Below are 21,393 nucleotides of genomic sequence, written 5' to 3'. Positions count from 1 at the left end.
GCACACATCACCACCAGTGTGCCAACCACGCGGGCGGCGTCCGGCATTCCCGGTCCGGCCCACGAGCCTCACCGGTCCACCGCCCGATCCGGGCGGACGCCGTCCTGCCTGGTCAGCGCGGTGCCACCGGCTCCCCGGCTACCCTTCTGGGCATGGCCGCCTCCTTCGACCCCGCCACCGCCGCGCCCTCCCGCGGGCGGACCGGACGCCCGGTGGGGACCGTCACCCGGGGCACCACCAACACCAACCGGCTGCGCCGGATGGACCGCTGGATCGCCCACACCCTCGGCCGGGCCCTGCGCGCCGCCGAGCACCCGCCGGTGGCGGTGGACCTCGGCTACGGCGCCGCGCCGTGGACGGCCGTCGAACTGGCCGCCCGGCTGCGCGCGGTGAGGCCGGACGTCCGGGTGGTCGGCATCGAGATCGAACCGGAGCGGGTCGCGGCCGCGCTGCCGTACGCCGCGCCGCCGCTGCTCACCTTCCGGCGCGGCGGCTTCGAGGTGCCGCTGGACGGCGGCGCACCGGCCCGGCTGATCCGGGCGGCCAACGTGCTGCGGCAGTACGACGAGGCGGCGGTGGCCGGGGTCTGGGAGCGGCTGCGCTCCCGGCTCGCCCCGGACGGGCTGCTGGTCGAGGGCACCTGCGACGAGATCGGCCGGCGGCACGTCTGGGTGGCCCTCGGCCCGGAGGGCCCCCGGACGGTGACCTTCGCGGCCCGGCTCGGCGGCTTGGAGCAGCCCTCCGACCTCGCCGAGCGGCTGCCGAAGGCGCTGATCCACCACAACGTGCCGGGGCGGCCGGTGCACGCCTTCCTGACCGACTTCGACCGGGCCTGGGCGGCGGCGGCGCCGTACGGGGCGTTCGGGGCGCGGCAGCGCTGGGTGGCGGCCTGCACGGCGCTGGCGGGCAGTTGGCCGCTGGTGGACGCGCGGGGGCGGTGGCGGCAGGGCGAGATCACGCTGCCCTGGTCGGCGCTCGCACCGTAGCCGCCGGAGCCGCCGCGGGCTCGGTGCGGGCGGGAGCTGGTGAGCGACCCGACGCATTCACTCGAACGAGTTATCGAATATCTCTGGCGTGTTGACGCCTCGTCACGCCACCATGGACGCGACCGGGCGACGACACCACACGCCGCCCGGTACGCACCCTGTCCGGCCCCGCCGGTCAGCCGTCCCGCCTGTCAGCCATCCCGCCCGAGCAGCTCCCGTCGGGCCCGCTCGAACACCCCGTACATCTCCGCCCCGAACAGCACGAACCGCACCTCCACCGGCTCCGCACCCGCCTCCGCGCCACCGCCGTCCAGCACCCGGGCGACGGTGCCCAGCGCGATCCGGGCCGCGTCCGCCGGCGGCCAGCCGTAGATCCCGGCAGACACGGCCGGGAAGGCCACCGTGCGCGCGCCCAGCTCCATCGCGACGCGCAGCGACTCGCGATAGCAGGAGGCCAACAGCTCCGCCCGCTCCTCGTACTCCTCCTCCCGGTACACCGGCCCGACGGTGTGCACCACCCACCGGGCCGGCAGCCGTCCGGCCGTCGTCGCCACCGCGTGCCCGGTGGGCAGCCCCTTGCCCCAGTGCGAGGCGCGCAGTCGACGACACTCCTCCAGGACCTGCGGCCCGCCCTTGCGGTGGATCGCGCCGTCCACCCCGCCACCCCCCAGGAGGGACGAGTTCGCGGCGTTCACCACCGCGTCCACCTGCTGTTCCGTGATGTCACCCTCGACCAGGGTGATCCGTGTCACCACCGCCTGCCCCCTTCTCCTCCCCGCGCGGCCGCGGCCGCGACGGGCATCCGTCGTCATCCGAGTCCGATCACCACACCGCCACCGGCGTGGCAATAACCACAACGGCGCCGGTCGGCCAGAGAAATCCCCGGAGATCACGTTATGGTCGCGAGAAGTTCCCCGACGCACGGTGCCAGGCGGGCACTGCGGACGGACGTCGACCGTTACGCAGTCGGGGAAAGGGAGGAACCACCGATGCCCGCAACGGGAGACGGGCGGGCACCTGGTGCCGCGGACCTGCCGGGCGCCCACGGCGCCCCCGTCGGCCATGCCCGCAACCGCCCGGTCACGACCGGCCCCGCGACGGCGGCTCCCCCGATACCCCACCCCCGTTCGCAGGCGGTGCGCGCCGCACACGCCGTCCACCCGTCGCACGTCTCCGAGGTCCCGCCGGGGCCCGGCCCCGACAACTCCGCCGACGGCGGGGCGCCGCTGCGGCTGCTGGTCATCGAGGACGACGCCTCGGACGCCCAGCTGATCAAGGCGGCGGTGGCCGACAGCGGCACCTCGATCGAGATCCACTGGGCCCGCGGCCTCGACCAGGCCACCGCCCTGCTGGCCCAGAGCGCCCTCTCGGCCCGGCGCGGACGCTCCCGCGGCCCCGAGTTCGGCTGCGTGCTGCTCGACCTCGCCGCGCCCGCCGACCTGCCGCACCCCTCCGACTCCTCCGACGGGCTGGAGGGCCTGCACGAGCTGCTCCGCCGCGCCCCGCACATCCCCGTGGTGGTGCTCACCGACGCCGCCGGGGCCGAACTCGGCGCGGCCGCCGTCGCCGCCGGCGCCCAGGACTTCCTGATCAAGCACGAGACGGACGGGCCGCTGCTGGCCCGCGCGCTGCGCTACGCCGTCGAGCGCAAACGCGCCGACGAGTCCCAGCGCCGCCTGGTCGAGGCCGAGCTGCGCGGCCAGGAGAACGCCCGTCTCCAGCGCCACCTGCTGCCCACGCCGCTGCTGGACGGCGCCGGGCTCTCCTTCACCCGCCGCTACCGACCCGGCCGCCGCCGCGCCCTGCTCGGCGGCGACTTCTACGACGCCGTGCGCACCGACGACGGCACCGTCCACGTCGTGATCGGCGACGTCTGCGGCCACGGCCCGGACGAGGCCGCACTCGGCGTCGCGCTGCGGATAGCGTGGCGCACCCTGGTCTTCGCGGGCCTCACCGGCGAGGCGCTGCTCACCACCCTCCAGCACGTCCTGGAGCACGAGCGGCGCAGCGACGAGATCTTCGCGACGCTCTGCATGCTCGTCATCGGGCCCGGTGGCACCGCCAGCGACCTCGACTCGCTGGCCACCGGCGAACGGGCCCGGCTCTACCTCGCCGGGCACCCGGCCCCGCTGCTGCTCGGCCGCGACCACGAGCCGGTCACCCTGCCCGCCGACCTCGCCGGGCCCGCGCTCGGCCTGCTGCCCTGCCACGACGGGGAGGCCGCCTGGCCCGCCCACGAGGTCGAACTCCAGCCCGGCTGGCGGCTGTTGCTCTACACCGACGGCCTGATCGAAGGGCGGGTCGGGGCCGGTTCCCGGCGTCTGGGCCAGGACGGGCTCGCCGGGCTGATCGGCGACCACCAGGCCGCCGGGCTGACCCGGGGGCGACTGGTGGACAGCGCCATCGCCGAGGTCGAGGAGCTGAACGGCGGCGCGCTGACCGACGACGTCGCGGTGCTGCTGCTGGAGCGCAACCCGGTGCAGCTGATCCTCGGCTGACGGACCGGCAGGCGAGGCCCGGAAGGCGAACAACGCGACGGCCCGGGCGGGGAGTTCACCCGCCCGGGCCGTCGCCGTCGTCCGCTGCCGGACCTACCAGGGACCGTACGGGCCGGTGTTGCTCCGGCCGCCCCGGCCACCGCCCCCGGTCAGGGCCCTGATCGCGGGGCGGACGTCCACCACGTAGACGATCGAGGCGACCAGGCCGGCCAGGGTGCCGATGCCGGTGAAGAAGTTCACCCCGAACAGGAAGTCCCAGCCGAAGGAGATCGCGAGGATCGCGACCCAGAACCCCTTGGTCTTCTTGTCCGCCGCCCGGTAGGCGTCCTCCCGGCGGGTGGCCGCGTCGACCAGGGCGAACAACTTGTAGGCCAGGATGGCGATCGTCGCCCACCAGATCGGGTTCAGGTAGGAAAAGGCCAGAATCTGGAGCACTCCGACCATCGCGATCTCCTCTGTCTCTCGATTCCCGCGCTTCGACCGCCGCCCATCCTGGCACGGCGGCCGTCCGCACCGGTGTCAACGTTCCATGGTCACCGGATGTGCCCTCCCCGGAGGGCCTCCGCTCACTCCGCGGTCACTCCGCGGCGGCGGAGCCGGACTTCCGGGCCCGGGCGGATTTCTTCGGCGCGGGCGCGGCGACACCGTCGGCCGGCTCGACCGCGACGGGCTCGGCCTCGACGGGCTCGGACCCGGCCGGCTGCTCCGTCAGTTCGACGGTCTCGACGGTCCCGGCCGCCTCGGCCGGGGTGGCGGGGCGGGCCTTCTCCACCACGACCTTGCCGCGCTCGGCCAGTTCGTCGTACGTCTCCTTGGCCTTCACCGCCAGCTCGACCGCGCGGCCGACCTGCTGCAGCGCGAAGCCCTGGGCCCGCTCCTGCAGGACCTTGAGGTCGGTGGGCAGGGCGGTGACGGCCTCGCCGACCTTGGCCGGTGCGCCGGCCAGCAGCGACTGCGCCTCCTGGAGCCTGGCGGTGGCCTTCTCCTGCGTGCCCTTGCGGTCCGCCGCCAGCGCCTCGACCTTGCCCGGCACCTCGCGCAGCTTCTCGTACGCGAGGTCCCCGGCGCCGGCCAGGGCGTACAGCGGGGTCGGGTCGCTGAGGGTCTTCTTGATCTCGTCGGTGATCGGCATGGTTACCGGTCCTCCCGGTGGGTGTTCTGGGTGGCTGAGCCGTCGGTCGTCGCACCGGGGGCCGGAGCGGCGTTCTCCTTGAGGAAGGCGTCGTAGACCGCGAGCAGCGCCTGCTTCTGCTGCTCGTTGATCAGCGGATCGGCCAGGATCGAGGCCCGCAGTTCCAGGCCCTCGTCCCGCCGCTCCTCCAGGATCCCGGCCTGGACGTACAGCGTCTCCGCCGAGATCCGCAGCGCCTTGGCGATCTGCTGGAGGATCTCCGCGCTCGGCTTGCGCAGCCCGCGCTCGATCTGGCTGAGGTACGGGTTGGACACGCCGGCGGCCTCCGCCAGCTGCCGCAGGGAGTACTGCGCGCTGCGTCGCTGCTCGCGGATGTACTCGCCGAGCGAGCCGACGTTGAGGGAGGCCATGCGGACAGCCTGCAACACCCTGCTTGCAAATGCAAGCAGGGTGCTAGCGGGAGCAAACGTGTCGGACCGGTGGGCCCGGTCAGGCCAGGTGGGCGAGCAGCAACTCGGTGAGCCGTTCGGGGGTGCGCAGCGGGAGGTAGTGGTCGGCGGCCGGGACGAGGTGGCCCCGGGCGCCGGGGATGCCGGCCGCCAGCCGCTGCGCGATCGCCGCGATCTCCGGGTGGTCCCGGTCGCCGTGGACGACCAGGGCTGGGGCGGCGACCTCGCCCAGGCGCGGTTCGGCGGACCGCGCGGGGGCTCCGCCCAGGAAGTGCTCACTGACGATGCGGCGGGCGGCGTTCTCCTCGACCATCGCCGCGATCAGCTCGCCGCCGGGCGCCGCCCGGCCCATGCCGGCCCAGACGGACAGCTCCAGACCGGCCAGTGCCGCCCCGTCGCCCCGGCGGCGGGCCTCGGCGTAAGCGGTGGTCTCCGGGGACGGCGGCCAGTCGTGGCCGCTGACCGAGGCGCCGACCAGGCCGAGGGCGGCCACCCGGTCGGGATGGGCGAGGGCGAAGTCCAGCGCGGTCTCCCCGCCCATGCTCAGGCCGACCAGCGCGGCCCGCGCCAGGCCGAAGTGGTCCAGCACCGCGCGCAGGTCCTCGACGTCGTCGAACGGCCGCTCCGGTGCGGCGGAGCGGCCCAGGCCCCGGGCGTCGTAGCGGATCACGTCGTGATGGCGGGCGAGTTCCGGGAGGACGGCGTCCCACAGCCGGGAGTCCATGCCGGCGCCGTGCAGCAGCACCACCGGGCTGCCGGAGCCGGCGCGCTCGGCCCACAACCGGCCTCCGCCGGGGGCGGGGACGTGGACCTCGGACAGGGGACGACCGGCGGACTGGCTCATGCGGCGATCCTCCCAGAGCCCCCGCCGGACGGGCCGGTCAGGCGGGTTCGGGAAGGCGGACGGGCATCAGGACGGAGAAGGTGCCCGTCCCGCCCGGGGTGCGGATGGCCAGCGGGGCGATCGGGCCGCCGAGTTCGAGGACGAGCTGCTCGGGCCGTCCGGCGGCGAGCGCGTCGAGGAGGAAGTCCCGGTTGACGGCCAGTCGGACGTCCTCGGGGGCCGGGTCGGCGGCGACGGCCAGCCGGCCGTCCCCGGTCAGGGTGAGGACGGTGACCTCGCAGTCGGCGCCGTGCGGGCCGGAGGGCAGGGTGCGGGTGGCGCCGGTCTCGACGGCGGCGCGCAGTTCGGCGGCGGGGACGGTGATCCGGTGTTCCGGTTCGAGCCTGGAGAGGGCTCGGTGGTCGGGGTAGTCGTGGTCCAGGGCGGCGCCCTCGACCCGGTGTCCGCCCGCTTCGGCGCGGACCAGGCCGCCGCCGAGGGTGAGCGCGACCTCGTCGGCCCCGGTGCCGAGCAGGGCGCGCAGCGCGTCCACCAGCGGGGTCGGGACGATCGTGCCGGCCACTGGCGCCTCCGGCACGTCACCGGAGGCGGGCACCTCGGCGAAGGCCATCCGGTAGCGGTCGGTGGCCACCAGGCGCAGCAGCGGACCGTCCGGCTCGAACAGCACCCCGGCGAGGAAGGGCAGTTCCGGGTCCTCGCAGACCGCGAAGCGGACCGCGTCCAGCGCGGCGGCCAGGCCGCAGGCGGGGACGGTGACGCGCGGGGCGGTGCGTCGGGGGTCGGCGGGCTCGGTGGTCATCGGCTGCTCCCTCTGGTCGATCATCGCGCGGATCAGGGAGAGCTCGCGGCGGGCGTCGACGAGGCCGTCCTCCAGTCGCCGCAGGTGCGCGTCGAGCACCCGGGAGGCCGCGTCGCCGCCGGGGGCGGCGCCGAGTACGGCGCGGATGCCGGTCAGCGGCAGGCCGACCCGGCGCAGCCTGGCCAGCAGCCGGGCGTCGGCGAGCTGACCGGGCCGGTACCAGCGGTAGCCGGTCTGCGGGTCGACCCAGGCGGGGGTGAGCACCTCGGCGCCGTCGTAGTAGCGCAGGGTGCCGACGCCGAGGCCGCTGGCGCGGGCCAGCTCGCCGATGCTGTGCAGCTCGCTCTCCATGCCGGTCACCCTGGGGGCTCGACCTGGTCGAGGGTCAAGCCCGCCCGGCGGCGCCGGGGGCGGCCAGGTGGGTGAGCTTGTGCGGGTTGCGGACGGCGCGGATCGCGGAGACCAGGAGCGTGCCGTCGGTCCCCGCGACGAAGTCGAGCACCGAGACGGAGTCGACCGCCCCGTCCACGGTGACCAGCAGGCCGGGCTCACCGTTGACCAGGACCGGGTGGACGGCCGCGTCCTCGCCCAGCTGCCGGAGCACGCCGAGGACGAAGCGGGCCACGTTCTCGGCGCCGGTGACCGGCCGCAGCGCCGCCCGGATCACCCCGCCGCCGTCGCTCCAGGTGGTCACGTCGGGGGCGAGCAGTTCGAGCATCCGGCCGATGTCGCCGCCGACGCAGGCCGCCAGGAACTCGTCGGTGGCGCGGCGGCGCAGCTCGGGCGGGGCGTCGAAGCGTGGCCGGCCGGCGCGGACGTGCGCCCGGGCCCGGCTGCCGACCTGGCGGCAGGCGCTCTCGGTGCGGTCCAGGGCCTCGGCGATCTCCCGGTAGGAGAAACCGAATGCCTCCTTGAGGACGAACACCGCCCGCTCCAGCGGGGACAGGCTCTCCAACACCACCAGCAGGGCGAGCGAGACGGTCTCGGCCCGTTCGACGCCGTCGGCCGCGTCCGGCCCGGTGACCAGTGGCTCGGGCAGCCACGGGCCGACGTAGGCCTCGCGACGGACGGCGGCCGAGTCCAGCCGGTTGAGCGCGAGGTTGGTGACCGTCCGGGCCAGGAAGCCGCCGGGGGCGGCGACCGGGCCGGTGGCTCCGCTCCAGCGCAGCCAGGTGTCCTGGACCAGGTCCTCGGCGTCGGCGACGCTGCCGAGCATCCGGTAGGCGATGCCGAAGACCATCCGCCGGTGCCGCTCGAAGTCGGCCAGCCGGGTGTCGGCGGGGCCTTCGCCGGTCGGCGGGGTGTCGTGGATGTCGGTCACCCCCGGGACGTTACCGCACGGTAGCGGCGGTCCTCAGTCCCGGAGGACGTCGTACGCGGGGGCGAGCAGGGCGGCGAGGTCGCGGCCGTGGACGGTGATGCCGGAGCGGCCGAGGCGGCGCAGCGAGGGCTCGTCAGACTGCTCCTCGGGCGGGGCGGGGCGCAGGGTGAAGTCCCCGCGCCAGTAGGCGGCGACGTTGACCACGGGGTTCGACTGCTCGGTCACGCGTCCTCCTCCGCCACGGCGTCCTCCCGGGTGAGGGCGACCAGTTCGCGCAGCGCCTCGCCCGGCAGGTCGGTGAGCCAGTGCTCCCCCTCCCCCACCACCGTCTCCGCCAACGAGCGCTTGGCCGCGAGGAGTTCGTCGATCCGCTCCTCGACGGTGCCGACGCAGACCAGTCGGCGGACCTGGACGTCCCGGCGCTGGCCGATCCGGAAGGCGCGGTCGGTGGCCTGCTCCTCGACCGCCGGGTTCCACCAACGGTCCAGGTGGATCACCTGGTTGGCGGCGGTCAGGTTGAGACCGGTGCCGCCGGCCCGCAGCGAGAGCAGGAACACCCCCGGCCCGTCCGGGGACTGGAAGCGCTCCACCAGCTCCTCCCGGCGCGCCCGGGACAGGCCGCCGTGCAGGTAGAGCACCTCCGCGCCGAGCCGGCGCTCCAGGTACGGGCGGAGCATCGCGCCGAACTCGGCGTACTGGGTGAAGACCAGCGTGCGGTCCCCCTCGGCCAGCGCCTCCTCCAACAGCTCGGCCAGCCGGGCGACCTTGCCCGAGCGCTCGCCCACCACCGAACCGTCGTGCAGCAGTTGGGCCGGGTGGTTGCAGACCTGCTTGAGCTTGCCGATCGCGGCCAGCACCGTGCCGCGCCGTTCCACGCCCCGGACCCCCTCGACCCGGCGCAGCAGGTCGGCGACCACGGCCTGGTAGAGGCCGGCCTGTTCGGCGGTGAGGTTGCACCAGACGGTCATCTCCTGCTTCGCCGGCAGCTCGGCCGCCACCGCCGGGTCGGACTTGAGCCGGCGCAGCACGAACGGGGCGGTTCGGCGCCGGAGTTCGGCGGTGCGCTCGGGGCTGCGGTGCAGTTCGACCGGGATCGCGTAGCGCTCCTTGAAGCGCTCGGCCGGGCCCAGCAGACCGGGGTTGGCGAAGTCCAGCACGGCGTGCAGCTCGGAGAGCCGGTTCTCGACCGGGGTGCCGGTGAGCGCGATCCGGTGGCGGGCGGCGGGCAGGGCGCGGATCGCCCGGGACTGCGCGGTGCCGGTGTTCTTGATGTGCTGGGCCTCGTCGGCGACCACCCGGCGCCAGCGGATCGCGCGCAGGGCGGCGAGGTCGCGCTGGACCAACCCGTAGGTGGTGATGACCAGGTCCGCTCCCCGGACGGCTTCGGCGAGCCGGTCGGCTCCCAGGCGGCCGGCGCCGTGATGGACGTACCGCCGCAGGGCGGGGGCGAAGCGTTCGGCCTCGCGCTGCCAGTTGCCGACCAGGGACATCGGGCAGACCAGCAGGGTGGGGCCGGTGCCGGCCTCCGGCCGTTCCGGCTGCTCGGGCTGCTCCGACTGGTCCGGCCGCTCTGACTGGTCTGGCCGGTCGGGCCGCTCCGACCGCTCGGACCGCTGCTCGGCCTTCTCGACGGCCAGCAGGGCGAGGGTCTGGACGGTCTTGCCGAGGCCCATGTCGTCGGCCAGGACGGCGCCCAGGCCGAGTCCGGACATCGTCCGCAGCCAGGCCAGCCCGCGCTCCTGGTACGGGCGCAGCACCGCCCGGAAGTCCGGCGGCAGCACCGGTGCGGGAGCGGCGTCGGCGTGCCCGGCGAGCAGGTCGCCGAGCGGGCCGTCCGCGTGGACGGACGTGACCGGCAGCCCGGCGACCGTGGCCTGCGGGTCGAAGGCGAGCCGCAGCAGGTCGGCGGCGGCCGACACGCCGTCGCGGCGGTCGGCGAGGAACGCGAGCGCCGCGGCGATCTGCGCCGGGTCGGCCTCCAGCCAGGTGCCGCGCACCCTGACCAGGCCCTCCTTGGCGGCGGCCAGGTCGGCCAGTTCCCGCTCGGTGAGCGGAGCGCCGTCCGGGCCGAGCGCGGCCTGCCAGCGGAAGGCGACCACGGTGTCCCGGTCCACCTGGCTGCCCACCGCGAGCGAGCCGGGGGCCGGCGGGGTGGTGGCGCGCAGGGCGAGGCCGAGCCTGGGGCGGCGGCGCCACCAGGCGGGCAGCAGCACGCCGAAACCGCCCTCGGCGAGCGCCGGTGCGGCGGTGCGCAGGAAGTCCAGCGCTCCGGCCCGGTCCAGCGGCAGGGCGGATGGGCGGGCGCGGTGGCGTAGCCCGTCCAGGGCGGGCCAGCGGTGGGCCGCGCGGGCGAGTTCGGCGGCCAGGACGTCGGCCGGGTCGGCGCTCTTGCGGGCGAGGGCGGCGTGCGCGGCGCCACCCTCGTGCAGGTCGGCCGCGCGGATCAGCAGGGAAGGCTCCGTCACGGCCTGGAGCAGGAACTCCAGCTGCCAGGCGTCGTCGGAGGGCCGGCCCTCGGGGTCGTCGGCGTCGGGGCCGAGCGGTTCGACCAGGCGGAAGCAGAGGCGAAGCGCGGGGTCGGTGGGTTCGGCCGCGGCGTACCAGGCGGCGATCCGGCGGCGCAGCTCGGCGAAGCCGTCGGGCGGGACGCCGTCGAGCCGGCCGTCGGGGGTGGTGAGCGCGTGCAGCCAGTGCTCGGCGACGGCCTCCCCCGGCGCGGGGAAGGCGGTGTCGGCCAGGGCGGCGCGGGCTTCGGCGTCCACCAGCGCGCCCAGGGCGGCCTCCAGCAGCGCCTCCCCGGTGCCTGCGCCGTGCGGCCACTCCCCCAGCAGGACGGGCGGGCAGCCCGCCGCCAGTGCGGCGGCCTCGCGGCGGGCGGACGGCGTCGGGTCCGGCTGCCAGCGGGCCTGCGGGCGGCCGTCGGCCAGGGCGGGCAGCGGCAGCACGCGGCCCCGGCCGACCGTCCGCCAGGCGAGGTCGTGCACCCCGGTGAGCCAGCGCAGCGAGGGGCCGTGGACGACCTCGACCCGGCCGGTGCCGGGCAGGTCGGTGCTGGTGACGGCCCAGTGCGGGTCGAAGACCTCGCCGAGCAGCTGGGCGGCGGCCCCGGCGTCGAAGAGCAGGGCCGGCACCCGCCAGGGGGTGAGCACCGCGCCGCCGCGCGGCGGGGTGACCGGCAGGTCGGGGGAGGGTGCGGGGACGGTGCCGACGGTGGGCAGCAGGAGGGTGGCCCAGCGCTCGGGGGCCTGGCCGGCGAGCCAGCCGAGGCCCGGGCCGATGCCGCCGAGGACGGCGGCCAGTGCGTCGGCGGGGCAGGCGTACGGGTGGGCGTGCGGGGCGGGCCGGTCGGGTTGCGGTTCGGTGGCGCCGGGGTGGGCGCGGGCGTCCTCGGCCCAGAGCGCCAGCTGCCCGTCCGTCCGCCAGAGCGCGTGCAGGACGAACATCGGGGGCCTTCCGGGCGGGTGGATCCGGTCCTTCGCAGCCTAGCGGGGAGGGCCGACAGGGTCGGTCCGCTGGGCCGTCCGGGGGAAGCTCCACGGTTGTGGTTGAAAGTTGAACGAAGCTGCCCTACGCTGGAGCCAACAAGTTGAAGCCTAAACAAATGGCTTCGGACCCGAGGAGGAGCCATGGGCCTTTTCAACCGCACCAAGACCACCGTCCCCGCCACCACCACCGTCCAGGCCCCGGCCGGTCCGGACCTCGCCCACCTCACCGGCGACTGGGCGATCGACACCACGCACAGCGAGATCGGCTTCTCGGTGCGCCACGCCATGGTGACCAACGTCAAGGGCCGCTTCACCGAGTACGACGGCAAGCTGCACCTCGACGGCAGCACCCCGCACAACTCCTCGGCCGACCTGGTGATCAAGGTCGCCAGCATCGACACCAACCAGGCCCAGCGCGACGAGCACCTGCGCACCGGCGACTTCTTCGCCGCGGAGACCTTCCCGGAGATCCGCTTCCGCAGCACCTCCACCGAGCAGCTCGACGACGACACCTACCGGATGACCGGCGAACTCACCATCAAGGACACCACCCGCCCGGTGGTCCTGGACCTGGAGTACACCGGCAGCGCCACCGACGCCTACGGCGCCGAGCGGGTCGGCTTCGAGGGCAGGACGGTCGTAGACCGCACCGCCTTCGGCCTGACCTACAACGCCGCCCTGGAGACCGGCGGCGTCCTGATCGGCGAGAAGGTCAAGCTCAGCTTCGACATCTCCGCCGTCAAGGCGGCTTGACCCCGGACGGTCCGACCGCGCCCCCAGGAGCCCCGCCCCTGCCCCTCCCCCCGGGGGCAGGGGCGGCGTCGTCCACCGCCACCGGTTCCGGGCCCGCCCCGGCTTCCCGGTCCCTGGCGGGCTCCCGTTCCGGGCCCGGGCTCCCGTTCCCGCCGCGGAACCCCCGCCCCGGCCGCGTGCCGTGCTACCCGGCCGGGAGCAGCGCCGCGTCCGCGTCCGGCAGCCAGCTGCCGGACGGACGGCGCAGCCAGCCCTCGGCCGCCCCCAGCCCGGCCGCCGCCGCGGCCAGTGCGTCCAGCCCCGGATGGCGCTCGCCGGGCCGGTGCACCAGGCTGACCAGACTCAGCGGCACCGGGTCGACCAGCGGCACGTTCACCGTCCCCGGGATCCTCGGCCCGCCGACCGTGGTCAGCATCGGGTCACCGTGCCGGGCGAGGTAGCGGGCGGTCTCGTCCACACCCACCGGCGGCACGTACGGGTCCGCCGCCGTGAGGCCGTGCTCGCGCAGCAGCCGGACGCCGAGGTCGGCCCACTCCGTGGTGGCCGAATTGCCCGCGCAGACGTCGACGGGGTGCCCGGCCAGGTCCGCGGGGCTCAGCGCCGCCCGGCCCGCCAGCGGGTGGGTGTCCGCCATCATCACCGAGATCCGCTCCAACCGGACCGGCAGCTGGACGAGTCGGCCGCGCACCGGGGCGGGGAGCCCGGCGAAGCGGCCGAACGAGGCGTCCAGCCGGTGGGCCAGCAGTTCGGCGGCGGCCGCAGCCAGGCCACCGTGGAAGCGGGCCAGCAGTTCGCCCTCGGGCCAGGCGGCGCGGGCCCGTTCGAGCACCCGGTCGGCGGTGAGGTCCGGCCCGGTGACGTCGCTGTTGAGGTCGAGCAGCAGCGGCCGGGCCACGGCTCCGGCGCCGGCCTCGGCGAGGATCTCGTCCTGCAGGGCGAGGAGCCGGCGGACCTTGGGCAGCAGCCGCTGTCCGGCCGGGGTGAGCTCGACGCTACGGGTGGTGCGGGTGAAGAGCGCGCCGCCGAGCAGCCCCTCCAGGGCCCGGACGTCCCGGCTCAGCGCCTGCTGGGCGATGTGCAGCCGCTCGGCGGCCCGGCCGAAGTGCAGGGTCTCGGCGGTCGCGACGAAGCCGCGGAGCAGGCGGGGGTGCAGGTCACGGGGCATGCGCGGCAGATTAACAACAGTGTGTTGTCAGTGCGTCGGAACAGGTGTTGGACGGCGGCCCGCCACCGCCGCGAGGCTGTGGGCATCCCCCCTCTTCCCGTTCAGGAGCCCGATTGCCCCCGCGCGCCTTCCCCACCTCCTACCGGCGGCTGTTCGCGGCCCCCGGCACCGCCGCCTTCACGCTGGCCGGGCTGCTCGGCCGGCTCGCGCTGTCGATGACCGGCGTCTCGCTGGTGGTGCTGCTCTCCGAGCGGCGGGGCTCGTACGGCCTGGCCGGAACGGTCTCGGCGGCCGGGCTGGTCACCGGCGCGATCGGGATGCCGCTGATCGGCCGCCTGGTGGACCGGTACGGGCAGGCGCGGGTGACGGTGCCGGCCACGCTGTACAACGCCGTCCCGCTCACCGGCCTGCTGCTCTGCGTCCGGTTCGGCGCGCCGGACTGGACGCTGTACCTCTGCTCCGCGGCCTGCGCCGCATCCCCCAACCTCGGCGGCATGGCCCGCTCCCGCTGGGCGCACCTGTACCGGGACGACCCGGCCGCCCGGCACCTGGCCAACTCCTTCGAGCAGGCACTGGACGAACTCTGCTTCATGGCCGGGCCGGTGCTCGCCATGCTGCTCTGCACCACGCTCGCCCCGGAGGCCGGGCTGATCACCGCCGGCACGCTGGGCACCACCGGCGCCCTGCTGTTCGCCGCCCAGCGGCGCACCGAACCGCCGCTGCCCCCCGCCCCGGCGCCGGGGCCCGGGGCGGCCGGCCCGCGGCACGGCTCCCCGCTGCGAGTGCCCGGACTGCGGGTGCTCGTGCTGACCTTCCTGGCGACCGGCATGGTCTTCGGCGCGACCGAGATCACCACCGTGGCGTACGCCGACGCGCTCGGACACAAGGCGGCGGCGGGCGCGCTGCTGGGCCTGGTCGCGGCCGGATCCTGCCTGGCGGGGCTGCTGTTCGGACTGCTGACGCCGCGCCGGGCGCCCGGTGTCCGCTTCCTGACCGGGGCGGCGGCGATGGCCGGGGTACTGCTGCTGCCGCTCGCCGCCTGGCTGGGCGGGGCCGGGCTCGGGGTGCTCGGGGTGGTGCTGTTCACCGCCGGCACGGCCACCGCGCCGACCATGGTCACCGGGATGACGCTGGTCCAGGACCTCTTGCCGCAGCGGCAGTTCAACGAGGGCATGGCGATGGCGGTGTCCGGAATCGTGGTCGGCATCTCGGCCGGCGCGGCGCTCGCCGGGACGGTCGCCGAGCACGCCGCCCCCGGGACCGGCTACGCCCTGCCCGCCTCGGCGGCCGCCGTCGCGCTGCTGATCGCGCTGGCCGGGCGGCGACACCTGCGGGCGGGCGGGTCGTCGGGGCCGGCGCCGGGGTCGGGGTCAGGTTCAGCGCCCGTGCCGGGATCGGTGAACTTCCCGGCGCCGCGCGGCGCTTGCGGCGCAGCGGCGGAAAATTCCGAGCGGGCTGTCAGTGCCTCCGTCTAACGTCGGGTCATGGCAGAAATCACCTACGTCCGAGGCGATGCCACCGCGCCCGTCGGCAAGGGCGTGAAGGTGATCGCGCACGTCTGCAACGACCTCGGCGGCTGGGGCAAGGGCTTCGTGCTCGCACTCTCCAGACGCTGGCCCGAGCCCGAGGCCGCGTTCCGACGCTGGCACCGGGAACGGGCGAAGAACGACTTCGGCCTCGGCGCCCTGCAAGTGGTGCGGGTCGCGCCGTACGTCTGGGTGGCCAACCTGGTCGGCCAGCGCGGCATCCAAACCGGGCGCTCCACCGGGGTGCCGGTGCGGTACGAGGCGATCGACGCCGGGCTGGCCGCGCTGGGTGACCGCGCGCTCGAACTCGGCGCCTCCGTCCACATGCCGCGGATCGGCTGCGGCCTGGCGGGCGGGCGCTGGGAGAAGGTCGAGCCGCTGGTCACCGCCCGCCTGACGGCGCGCGGTGTGCCGGTGACCGTCTACGACTTCGACTGATCCACCCGTCCACCTCCACCCGGGCCCGTCCGCACCCGGTCCGACTCCGACCAGGAGTGGTTCCGGACCGGAGTGACTCCGGCTCGGAACCACCTCCGACCCCTACGACGCCTGCCGGCCCGGCCAGGCGTACACGTACTCGGGCAGCACGAACCCGCCCGGGAAGACGCCCTCCTGCGCCCGGACCCGCACGGCGCCCTCGCGTTCGTAGAAGGCGACCGCGCGGGTGTTGTCGCGCAGCACCTCCAGGAAGAGTTCCGCCCCGGGGTGCCGCTCGGCGACGAAGGCACGGGCCGCGGCCACCAGTGCGCGGCCGATGCCGCCGCCGGTCAGGCCGGGGCGCACGTGCAGGTTGTCGATCAGCACCCGACCGTCGGGCTGCGGGACGAGGTAGACGAACCCGTCCAACTCCTCGCCCCGTTCGGCGACCAACAGTTCGGGCGTGTTCTCCGGCCCGCCGTAATCCGCGTCCAGGCGCAGCTCCCACAGCTCGCGTCGCTGGGCGGCCATCCCGTCACCGAGCGCCTCCTCCGGGACGATCCCCCGGTAGGCGGTGCGCCAGCTGTGGGCGTGGAGTTCGGCGACGGCCCCGGAGTCCCGGGGGCCACCGCGCCGGATGACGACCTGGCCTGAACTGATCATGCGACCAGCCTCCCACAGAGATGGAGTTGAACATGTTCAACCGAAACGTCTACAGTTCTGCCAAGATTTTGAACGTGTTCGAATCACAGGGGGTGGTGTGCGTGGCACCGGGTGTGGAGGGGACATCCGGTGCCACGAACACCGACACCGGGTGGAACCTCGTCTCCGGCTAGGCTCGTTCCCGTGGACGACCTGGCAGCGACGAACCGAACGGACGGCAAGAACGGTACGGCCGAGGACCCGGCCGCACCCGGCGCGGAGGCCGGGCCCCTGCCCGGCGGCCGGGCGCAGCCGAAGACCGACAAGAGTGAGGCGACTCGAGCCCTGATCCTGGAGACGGCCATGCGGCTGTTCCAGGAGCGCGGCTACGAGAAGACCACCATGCGCGCCATCGCCACCGAGGCGGGCGTCTCGGTCGGCAATGCTTACTACTATTTTGCGGCGAAGGAATTCCTGATCCAGGGGTTCTACGACCGAATGACCTACGACCATGCGGCGGACGCCAGGACCCGCATGGCCGGCACCCGGGACTTCTCGGAGCGGCTGCAGATCGCACTGGAGTCCTGGCTCGACACGGCCGCGCCGTACCACGAGTTCGCCGCGCAGTTCTTCCGGACGGCCGCCGACCCGACCAGCTCGCTGAGCCCGTTCTCCAACGAGTCGCACCCGGCGCGGGCAACCGCCGTGGAACTGTTCCGCGACGTGTTGCAGGGCTCGGAGCTGGCGCCGAAGCTGGACGCCGAGCTGGTCGAGCTGCTGCCCGACGTGCTCTGGCTGCACCTCATGGTCGTCGTCCTGTACTGGGTCTTCGACCGCACCGAGGACACCGAGCGGACGCGGGAATTCGTCCGCCGGTCCACCCCCATGGCGTCTCGGGTGATCAACCTGTCCCGCTACCGGGTGTTCCGGCCGATCGTCCGCGATGCCAAGGGGCTGATTCAGGACTTCATCCTGCCCACCATCGGGAAAACCGCCGTCAAGTAAGGCGGCTTGAACCAGGGAAGAGGTGGCCGGGCGCTCCCGAGGTCGGGAGCGCCCGGCCACGAAACGCCGGGGCGCTCGTCCCACCGACAGGCATCGGCATCAGCGCGGCACCGGGTTCTCCGGGGAACCGAGCCACACGGTGTGCCCGCCGGCCGCTCCCGGCCGCTCCGGCAGTCCTCGAAGGGCGGGCGGTCCGTGCGCTGTCGGCGCAGCCGCATGAATGCCGAGCAAGGTCCCACGCGGCCCACGGGGTGTGCCCTCGCCGATCGGGTTGCCGTCTCGTTGGACCCGGTCGGTTCAGAAGTTGTCCGGGTTCCAGGCCTGCAGCGGAGTGCGCAGCAGCAGGTCCGCGGCGGCGGCCGCACCCGGGCGCAGTTCGGTGACCAGTGCGGCCGCGGCCAGCCTGGAGGCCGTCTCCGCGCCGAGGTAGAGCGAGCCCAACTCCGAGGCGCCGAGGGCGAGGTCGGCGTCGTCCGTGCTGCGGGTGCAGCGGCCGGTGCCGTCCGCGGCGACCTCCAGCGCCCAACGGCCGGACGCGAAGCCGAGCTTGTCGTCCACCTCCAGCACCACCCGGCCTGGGGCACCGTAGGTCCGCGCGCCGAACGCGGCCTCGACGTCCAGCACCCGGAGCCAGGTGAAGTCGGAACTCTCCTCGTGCGGGGTGGCCGCGCGCCGGTCCTGGAGCAGCAGCGGCAGCGGGTCGTCCGGGGAGGCGTTGCCCATCGCGATCCTGGCCACCCAGTCGACGGACATCAGGAAACGCCAGAGCTCGACCGTGGTCGGCAGGTCGAGGGCGGTGAACTCCTGGACGGTGAGCGTGCAGTCGGGGTAGTCGCCGTCCCACTTGTCGTCGACCCGGTAGACCACCAGCCCGGTGACCGTCCCGTCGGCGTCCCGGTGGACGGCCGCGAACGGCTCCTTGAAGTCGAAGCCCGGCACCTGGACCTCACCGCTGGTGCGCTGCCACCACAGCTCGTCGCGGTCGATCGCGCCCGGCCGGGTGCGCCGCCAGCGCTCGTGCAGGCCCGGCCCGAGCTCGCGCAGCTCCGCCATGGTCACGAAGTCGATCCGTCCGCCGGGGACGCCCGGCAGTCCCTCGCGCAGGCCCCGGGCGCGGCGCAGATCGACGCGCCAGCCGGCGCCCCGGGTCGCCGGGCCGAACCCGAACCGGCCGTAGATGGTGTACTCGGCGGCGATCAGGATGGCGACCGACGTGCCGCGCTCGGCGGCGGCCGAGAGGTCCCGGCGCATCATCGTGCTGAGCAGGCCACGGCGGCGGTGGGTGGCGCTGACCGTGACGTGGGTGATGGCGTCGGCCGTGATGACGGCCCCGCCGGGGACGGTCAGCTCCGCGTCGTAGCTGCGGAAGGTGGCGATCTGACGGTCGCCGTCGAAGCCGGCCAGCAGCCGGCCCGGCTCCCACTGCCGACGGCGCACGTCCGCCGCGCTGCTCACGTGCGGACGCATGAATCCGAGGACCAGCGCGCGGTCCCAGGCCGCCACCTCGTCCTCGGAGATCGCCCGCACCCGGAGCCCGTCGACGGTGTGGACGGCCGTGTGATCGGTGCTGTTGCCCATGGGGCCACCGTACGGCGGCCCTCCGGCGACGGCACCCGATTTATTCCGTGCCCGACCCGACGTGCTCCCCGGGGACCACCACCCAGTGGTTGGTGTGCAGGACGCGGTCGGCGAAGTCCAGGTCCCGCTCGCCGAGCAGCCGGAAGCCGAGAGCCCGGCAGATCCCGTTGGACGGGCCGTTGGCGACCCCCGGGTTGGCGTGCACCGGGCCCCAGCGGCCGTCCGCGGCGGCGGCGTCCAGCACCCGGCGGACGGCCTCCTTGGCGAGCCCGCGGCCCTGGTACCCGGGCAGCACCATCCAGCCGATCTCGGAGACCGCCGCGCCGTCCTCCTCGTCCGACCAGAGCGTCACCGTGCCCGCGACCTCGCCGTCCTCGGCGCCGTCCGGGACGATCATCTTGATCCAACAGCGGTCCGCCGCCACCTCGACCAGGTCCTTGCGCAGCCGCTCCGCCACCCGTTCCCGGGGCAGCGGGCCGCCCAACTCGGCCATCATCAACGGGTCGCAGCGCATACGAACGTACGCCCCGTCGTCCTCCGCCCGCACATCGCGCAACAGCATGACGCCTCCTCAGCCGGTCCGGGCGGCCACGCTACCGCCGACCGCCGACATTGGCGCGGGGGCTCCCGTACTGCCATCCTCGTGGCGGTTCAGGTACGGACGACCTCCCGGGGGGAGCCATGGACGACGAATACCTCCGCAAGCTGAAGGAGTACGAGGGCCGGAGCACGACGGCGAAGGCGCTGGGCGGGCTGACGGTCCTCGGCTGGCTCTGGGCGGCCTGGCTGGTCCTCTCCCCGGTCGACGGGGACTGCGGCTCGCCGGCCTTCTACGAGCCGCTCGGCTTCCACCTTCAGGAGATCTGCGACTCGCAGGTCATCGGCCGGATCGGCGGAGCGGTCGCGGTCGCCCTCCTGACGCTCCCGCTCTGCGCCGCCTGGCTCTGGACCGGCACGGGGCTGCGCGCCTGCCGCGAGGAGCTCGGCGCCCTGCTCGACCGGTAGCCCGCGGACGGCCCGCCGGACGGCGGTGGGCGAGGGGCCCCGGATCGCGGCCGGGCGCTCCGACTGCGCCGACCGGAACGGACGGCCGTCCGCGGGGGCCTGGTCGCGACGCTGCTCGCCGCCGGCCGGCGGTGGAGCGCGGGGACGGCCCGGGGGCGGCGCCCGGAGCAGGAGCCGGCCGAGGCACGGCCCGGACCGCAGTCCGGGCTCACGGCCGGGCGTAGAAGTCCGGGGTGCCCATGATCCAGAGGCTGGCCTGCTTGATCGGCATGCCCGCGCGCGGGGCCTCGATCATCTGGTCGTCGCCGACGTAGAGCCCGACGTGGTGGATGTCGGCGGCGCGCCCGGTGTCCGTCCAGAACACCAGGTCCCCGGGGCGCAGCCGGCGGTAGTCGATCCGGGAGCTCTGGGCGTACTGGTCGGCGGCGAAGTGGTTGAGCTGCCGGCCACCCTCGCGCCACGCCATCATGGTCAGCCCCGAGCAGTCGTAGCCGTCCGGGCCCTCGCCGCCCCAGACGTAGGGCAGGCCGATCTTGGACTTGGCGAAGGCGACCGCGGCGGCCGCGCCCTCGGCGGACCACGGGCGTGACTCGGCCGGCACGGCGGGCGGTGCGGCGGGGGCCCTGGCCGCGGCTGCCGCGGCTTCGGCGGCCTCGGCCTCCCGGGCGGCCTGCTCGGCGGCGGCGCGGGCGGCGGCCTCGGCCTCGCGGGCGGCGATCGCCTCCAGGGCGTCGCGGCGCTCGCGCTCCAGCTCGACGGTGGTGTTCCGGGCGGCGGCCAGTTCGGTGAGCAGCAGCTCGCGGTGCCGGGTCGCGGCGGCGACCTCGCCCTGCTGGGCGGCCAGTCGCTGCTCGGCCCGCGTTCTGGCCGCGCCGACCTCGGCGGCGGCCTTCTCGGCGGCCCCGGTGGCGGTCCGGGCGGCGTCGGAGGCGCTGCGGGCGGCGGCGGCCGTGGCGGTGGCGGCGTCCAGGACCTGCCGGGTGCGTCCGCCGGCCTGGCGAACCGCGACGGCGCGGTCGCCCGCCTCGCGCGGGCCGTGGGCGCCGAGCAGCGCGTTGAAGGCGGACAGTTCGGCGCCCGCGCCCTGGCGGTAGGTCTCGGCGGCGAGCCGGGCCGCGTCCTCGGCGGCGGCCGACCGCTCGGCCTCGGCGGCGGCGGCGTGCTGCGCGGCGGCGCCCTCCTCGGTGCGGGCCCGGGTGAGGGCGAGCTGGGCGCCGTTGTAGGCCTCGACGGCCTGGTCGGCGCCGCGCCCGGCCCGGTCGAGCTCGGCCTTGGCGGCGGTCAGCGCGGCTTCCAGGGCCGCGGCGGTGGCGGTCTTCCCCGCGGCCTCGGCGCGGGCGCGGTCGATCTCCTCGGTGCTCGGGTAGGGCTCCTCGCCCCGGGCCCGGCCGGCCGCCGGGTCGCCGACGGCCGGGTCGCCGGTCGCCGGTGCGGCCTGGGCGGTGGGGAGGAGCCCGAACAGGGCGGTGAGCGACAGCAGGAGGGTCGGCAGGAACCTGCGCGCCATGCGGCATCCCTTCTCACGGGTCCGGAGGGGACGGCGGCGGACGGCGCGCGGCGGACGGCGCACGGCGGACGGCGCACGGGGGGCGAACGGCGCTCGGGCGGCGGCGGTGGCCGGGCGGAGGCGGTTGCCGGGCGGCCGGGAATCCGACGGATCATCCCATCACATGACAGAACGGTTATATGGCGCTCATGTTCTCAATTTCTGCGACCCCCGCACCCGCAAAGCGCTCCGCCGGTCGGGGGACTATCGGATGATCCGACCGGAGCCCGCCTCCGAAAGGG

Annotated in this window: 21 protein-coding genes; 7 read left to right on the top strand and 14 right to left on the bottom strand. The window is 75.2% G+C overall.

Annotation, left to right across the window (positions count from 1 at the left end; all coding sequences use genetic code 11):
• Positions 1–152: 152 nt before the first annotated feature.
• Positions 153–986 (top strand): class I SAM-dependent methyltransferase, encoded by an 834-nt coding sequence (locus tag AB0D10_RS07205; RefSeq protein ID WP_360252693.1) that lies wholly within the window; start codon positions 153–155, stop codon positions 984–986.
• Positions 987–1,177: 191 nt separating this feature from the next.
• Here AB0D10_RS07205 and AB0D10_RS07200 read toward each other — a convergent pair whose 3' ends face one another.
• Positions 1,178–1,738 (bottom strand): O-acetyl-ADP-ribose deacetylase, encoded by a 561-nt coding sequence (locus AB0D10_RS07200; protein WP_360252690.1) that lies wholly within the window; start codon positions 1,736–1,738, stop codon positions 1,178–1,180.
• A 237-nt stretch (positions 1,739–1,975) separates the two neighbouring features.
• Here AB0D10_RS07200 and AB0D10_RS07195 point away from each other — a divergent pair, with 237 nt between their 5' ends.
• The gene (locus tag AB0D10_RS07195; protein ID WP_360252687.1) at positions 1,976–3,484 is read left to right on the top strand and encodes a SpoIIE family protein phosphatase; all 1,509 of its coding nucleotides are present in this window, start codon (positions 1,976–1,978) and stop codon (positions 3,482–3,484) included.
• A gap of 93 nt (positions 3,485–3,577) precedes the next feature.
• Here AB0D10_RS07195 and AB0D10_RS07190 read toward each other — a convergent pair whose 3' ends face one another.
• From AB0D10_RS07190 to AB0D10_RS07155, 8 genes are all read right to left on the bottom strand, one after another.
• The gene (locus AB0D10_RS07190) at positions 3,578–3,928 is read right to left on the bottom strand and encodes a DUF2516 family protein (protein ID WP_350521690.1); all 351 of its coding nucleotides are present in this window, start codon (positions 3,926–3,928) and stop codon (positions 3,578–3,580) included.
• 133 nt (positions 3,929–4,061) lie between these two features.
• Positions 4,062–4,616, bottom strand: coding sequence for a hypothetical protein (locus AB0D10_RS07185; protein WP_360252684.1), 555 nt, complete (start codon positions 4,614–4,616; stop codon positions 4,062–4,064).
• Positions 4,617–4,618: 2 nt separating this feature from the next.
• Positions 4,619–5,026 (bottom strand): helix-turn-helix transcriptional regulator, encoded by a 408-nt coding sequence (locus AB0D10_RS07180; protein ID WP_360252681.1) that lies wholly within the window; start codon positions 5,024–5,026, stop codon positions 4,619–4,621.
• A gap of 79 nt (positions 5,027–5,105) precedes the next feature.
• Positions 5,106–5,909: an alpha/beta fold hydrolase gene (locus AB0D10_RS07175; protein ID WP_360252679.1), complete on the bottom strand. Its 804-nt coding sequence runs from the start codon at positions 5,907–5,909 to the stop codon at positions 5,106–5,108.
• A gap of 37 nt (positions 5,910–5,946) precedes the next feature.
• The gene (locus tag AB0D10_RS07170) at positions 5,947–7,059 is read right to left on the bottom strand and encodes a MerR family transcriptional regulator (protein WP_360252676.1); all 1,113 of its coding nucleotides are present in this window, start codon (positions 7,057–7,059) and stop codon (positions 5,947–5,949) included.
• Between the two features lie 34 nt (positions 7,060–7,093).
• Entirely contained in the window at positions 7,094–8,020 is a 927-nt protein-coding gene (locus tag AB0D10_RS07165; RefSeq protein ID WP_360253108.1) for an RNA polymerase sigma-70 factor, read from the bottom strand.
• A gap of 42 nt (positions 8,021–8,062) precedes the next feature.
• Positions 8,063–8,254 (bottom strand): hypothetical protein, encoded by a 192-nt coding sequence (locus AB0D10_RS07160; protein ID WP_360252673.1) that lies wholly within the window; start codon positions 8,252–8,254, stop codon positions 8,063–8,065.
• Positions 8,251–11,472 (bottom strand): DEAD/DEAH box helicase, encoded by a 3,222-nt coding sequence (locus AB0D10_RS07155; protein WP_360252670.1) that lies wholly within the window; start codon positions 11,470–11,472, stop codon positions 8,251–8,253. Before AB0D10_RS07155 ends, AB0D10_RS07160 begins: the two co-directional genes overlap by 4 nt.
• 183 nt (positions 11,473–11,655) lie before the next feature.
• Here AB0D10_RS07155 and AB0D10_RS07150 point away from each other — a divergent pair, with 183 nt between their 5' ends.
• Positions 11,656–12,267 (top strand): YceI family protein, encoded by a 612-nt coding sequence (locus AB0D10_RS07150; protein ID WP_360252667.1) that lies wholly within the window; start codon positions 11,656–11,658, stop codon positions 12,265–12,267.
• A 184-nt stretch (positions 12,268–12,451) separates the two neighbouring features.
• On the opposite strand, the gene AB0D10_RS07145 is transcribed toward AB0D10_RS07150, so the two are convergent.
• Positions 12,452–13,432 carry a LysR family transcriptional regulator gene (locus AB0D10_RS07145; protein ID WP_360252664.1) on the bottom strand — a complete coding sequence of 327 codons (981 nt, stop codon included), beginning with the start codon at positions 13,430–13,432 and terminating at the stop codon, positions 12,452–12,454.
• A 113-nt stretch (positions 13,433–13,545) separates the two neighbouring features.
• Here AB0D10_RS07145 and AB0D10_RS07140 point away from each other — a divergent pair, with 113 nt between their 5' ends.
• Positions 13,546–14,907: an MFS transporter gene (locus AB0D10_RS07140; RefSeq protein WP_360252661.1), complete on the top strand. Its 1,362-nt coding sequence runs from the start codon at positions 13,546–13,548 to the stop codon at positions 14,905–14,907.
• A 9-nt stretch (positions 14,908–14,916) separates the two neighbouring features.
• Complete coding sequence (locus AB0D10_RS07135; protein ID WP_360252658.1) at positions 14,917–15,396, top strand: macro domain-containing protein; 480 nt, start codon at positions 14,917–14,919, stop codon at positions 15,394–15,396.
• 102 nt (positions 15,397–15,498) lie between these two features.
• Here the strand turns inward: AB0D10_RS07135 and AB0D10_RS07130 are convergent, their stop codons facing one another.
• Positions 15,499–16,038 carry a GNAT family N-acetyltransferase gene (locus AB0D10_RS07130; protein ID WP_360252655.1) on the bottom strand — a complete coding sequence of 180 codons (540 nt, stop codon included), beginning with the start codon at positions 16,036–16,038 and terminating at the stop codon, positions 15,499–15,501.
• A gap of 183 nt (positions 16,039–16,221) precedes the next feature.
• Here AB0D10_RS07130 and AB0D10_RS07125 point away from each other — a divergent pair, with 183 nt between their 5' ends.
• Positions 16,222–17,022 carry a TetR family transcriptional regulator gene (locus AB0D10_RS07125; protein WP_360252652.1) on the top strand — a complete coding sequence of 267 codons (801 nt, stop codon included), beginning with the start codon at positions 16,222–16,224 and terminating at the stop codon, positions 17,020–17,022.
• Positions 17,023–17,319: 297 nt separating this feature from the next.
• Here AB0D10_RS07125 and AB0D10_RS07120 read toward each other — a convergent pair whose 3' ends face one another.
• Together AB0D10_RS07120 and AB0D10_RS07115 are read right to left on the bottom strand one after the other, a co-directional pair.
• On the bottom strand, positions 17,320–18,600 hold the full coding sequence (locus AB0D10_RS07120) for a GNAT family N-acetyltransferase (protein ID WP_360252649.1): 1,281 nt from the start codon (positions 18,598–18,600) through the stop codon (positions 17,320–17,322).
• Positions 18,601–18,640: 40 nt separating this feature from the next.
• Positions 18,641–19,162 (bottom strand): GNAT family N-acetyltransferase, encoded by a 522-nt coding sequence (locus AB0D10_RS07115; protein ID WP_360252646.1) that lies wholly within the window; start codon positions 19,160–19,162, stop codon positions 18,641–18,643.
• Between the two features lie 119 nt (positions 19,163–19,281).
• On the opposite strand from AB0D10_RS07115, the gene AB0D10_RS07110 reads away from it, so the two are divergent.
• Positions 19,282–19,605, top strand: a complete 324-nt coding sequence (locus AB0D10_RS07110) for a hypothetical protein (protein WP_360252643.1) — start codon at positions 19,282–19,284, stop codon at positions 19,603–19,605.
• Between the two features lie 208 nt (positions 19,606–19,813).
• On the opposite strand, the gene AB0D10_RS07105 is transcribed toward AB0D10_RS07110, so the two are convergent.
• The gene (locus AB0D10_RS07105; protein ID WP_360252640.1) at positions 19,814–21,112 is read right to left on the bottom strand and encodes a C40 family peptidase; all 1,299 of its coding nucleotides are present in this window, start codon (positions 21,110–21,112) and stop codon (positions 19,814–19,816) included.
• Positions 21,113–21,393: the final 281 nt, after the last annotated feature.

This window comes from Kitasatospora sp. NPDC048545 (assembly GCF_040651155.1).
Classification (GTDB): domain Bacteria; phylum Actinomycetota; class Actinomycetes; order Streptomycetales; family Streptomycetaceae; genus Kitasatospora.
The sequence above is the reverse complement of the archived record's forward strand: the minus strand, read 5'-3'. Positions and strand labels throughout refer to the sequence as shown.

Bases quoted from the DNA above. Each gene is read 5' to 3' on its own strand.
- AB0D10_RS07110 (WP_360252643.1), top strand. From the start codon at position 19,282: ATGGACGACGAATACCTCCGCAAGCTGAAGGAGTACGAGGGCCGGAGC.
- AB0D10_RS07190 (WP_350521690.1), bottom strand. From the start codon at position 3,928: ATGGTCGGAGTGCTCCAGATTCTGGCCTTTTCCTACCTGAACCCGATC.
- AB0D10_RS07155 (WP_360252670.1), bottom strand. From the start codon at position 11,472: ATGTTCGTCCTGCACGCGCTCTGGCGGACGGACGGGCAGCTGGCGCTC.
- AB0D10_RS07180 (WP_360252681.1), bottom strand. From the start codon at position 5,026: ATGGCCTCCCTCAACGTCGGCTCGCTCGGCGAGTACATCCGCGAGCAG.
- AB0D10_RS07150 (WP_360252667.1), top strand. From the start codon at position 11,656: ATGGGCCTTTTCAACCGCACCAAGACCACCGTCCCCGCCACCACCACC.
- AB0D10_RS07170 (WP_360252676.1), bottom strand. From the start codon at position 7,059: ATGGAGAGCGAGCTGCACAGCATCGGCGAGCTGGCCCGCGCCAGCGGC.
- AB0D10_RS07185 (WP_360252684.1), bottom strand. From the start codon at position 4,616: ATGCCGATCACCGACGAGATCAAGAAGACCCTCAGCGACCCGACCCCG.
- AB0D10_RS07115 (WP_360252646.1), bottom strand. From the start codon at position 19,162: ATGCTGTTGCGCGATGTGCGGGCGGAGGACGACGGGGCGTACGTTCGT.
- AB0D10_RS07105 (WP_360252640.1), bottom strand. From the start codon at position 21,112: ATGGCGCGCAGGTTCCTGCCGACCCTCCTGCTGTCGCTCACCGCCCTG.
- AB0D10_RS07205 (WP_360252693.1), top strand. From the start codon at position 153: ATGGCCGCCTCCTTCGACCCCGCCACCGCCGCGCCCTCCCGCGGGCGG.
- AB0D10_RS07130 (WP_360252655.1), bottom strand. From the start codon at position 16,038: ATGATCAGTTCAGGCCAGGTCGTCATCCGGCGCGGTGGCCCCCGGGAC.
- AB0D10_RS07175 (WP_360252679.1), bottom strand. From the start codon at position 5,909: ATGAGCCAGTCCGCCGGTCGTCCCCTGTCCGAGGTCCACGTCCCCGCC.
- AB0D10_RS07135 (WP_360252658.1), top strand. From the start codon at position 14,917: ATGGCAGAAATCACCTACGTCCGAGGCGATGCCACCGCGCCCGTCGGC.
- AB0D10_RS07120 (WP_360252649.1), bottom strand. From the start codon at position 18,600: ATGGGCAACAGCACCGATCACACGGCCGTCCACACCGTCGACGGGCTC.
- AB0D10_RS07195 (WP_360252687.1), top strand. From the start codon at position 1,976: ATGCCCGCAACGGGAGACGGGCGGGCACCTGGTGCCGCGGACCTGCCG.
- AB0D10_RS07145 (WP_360252664.1), bottom strand. From the start codon at position 13,432: ATGCCCCGTGACCTGCACCCCCGCCTGCTCCGCGGCTTCGTCGCGACC.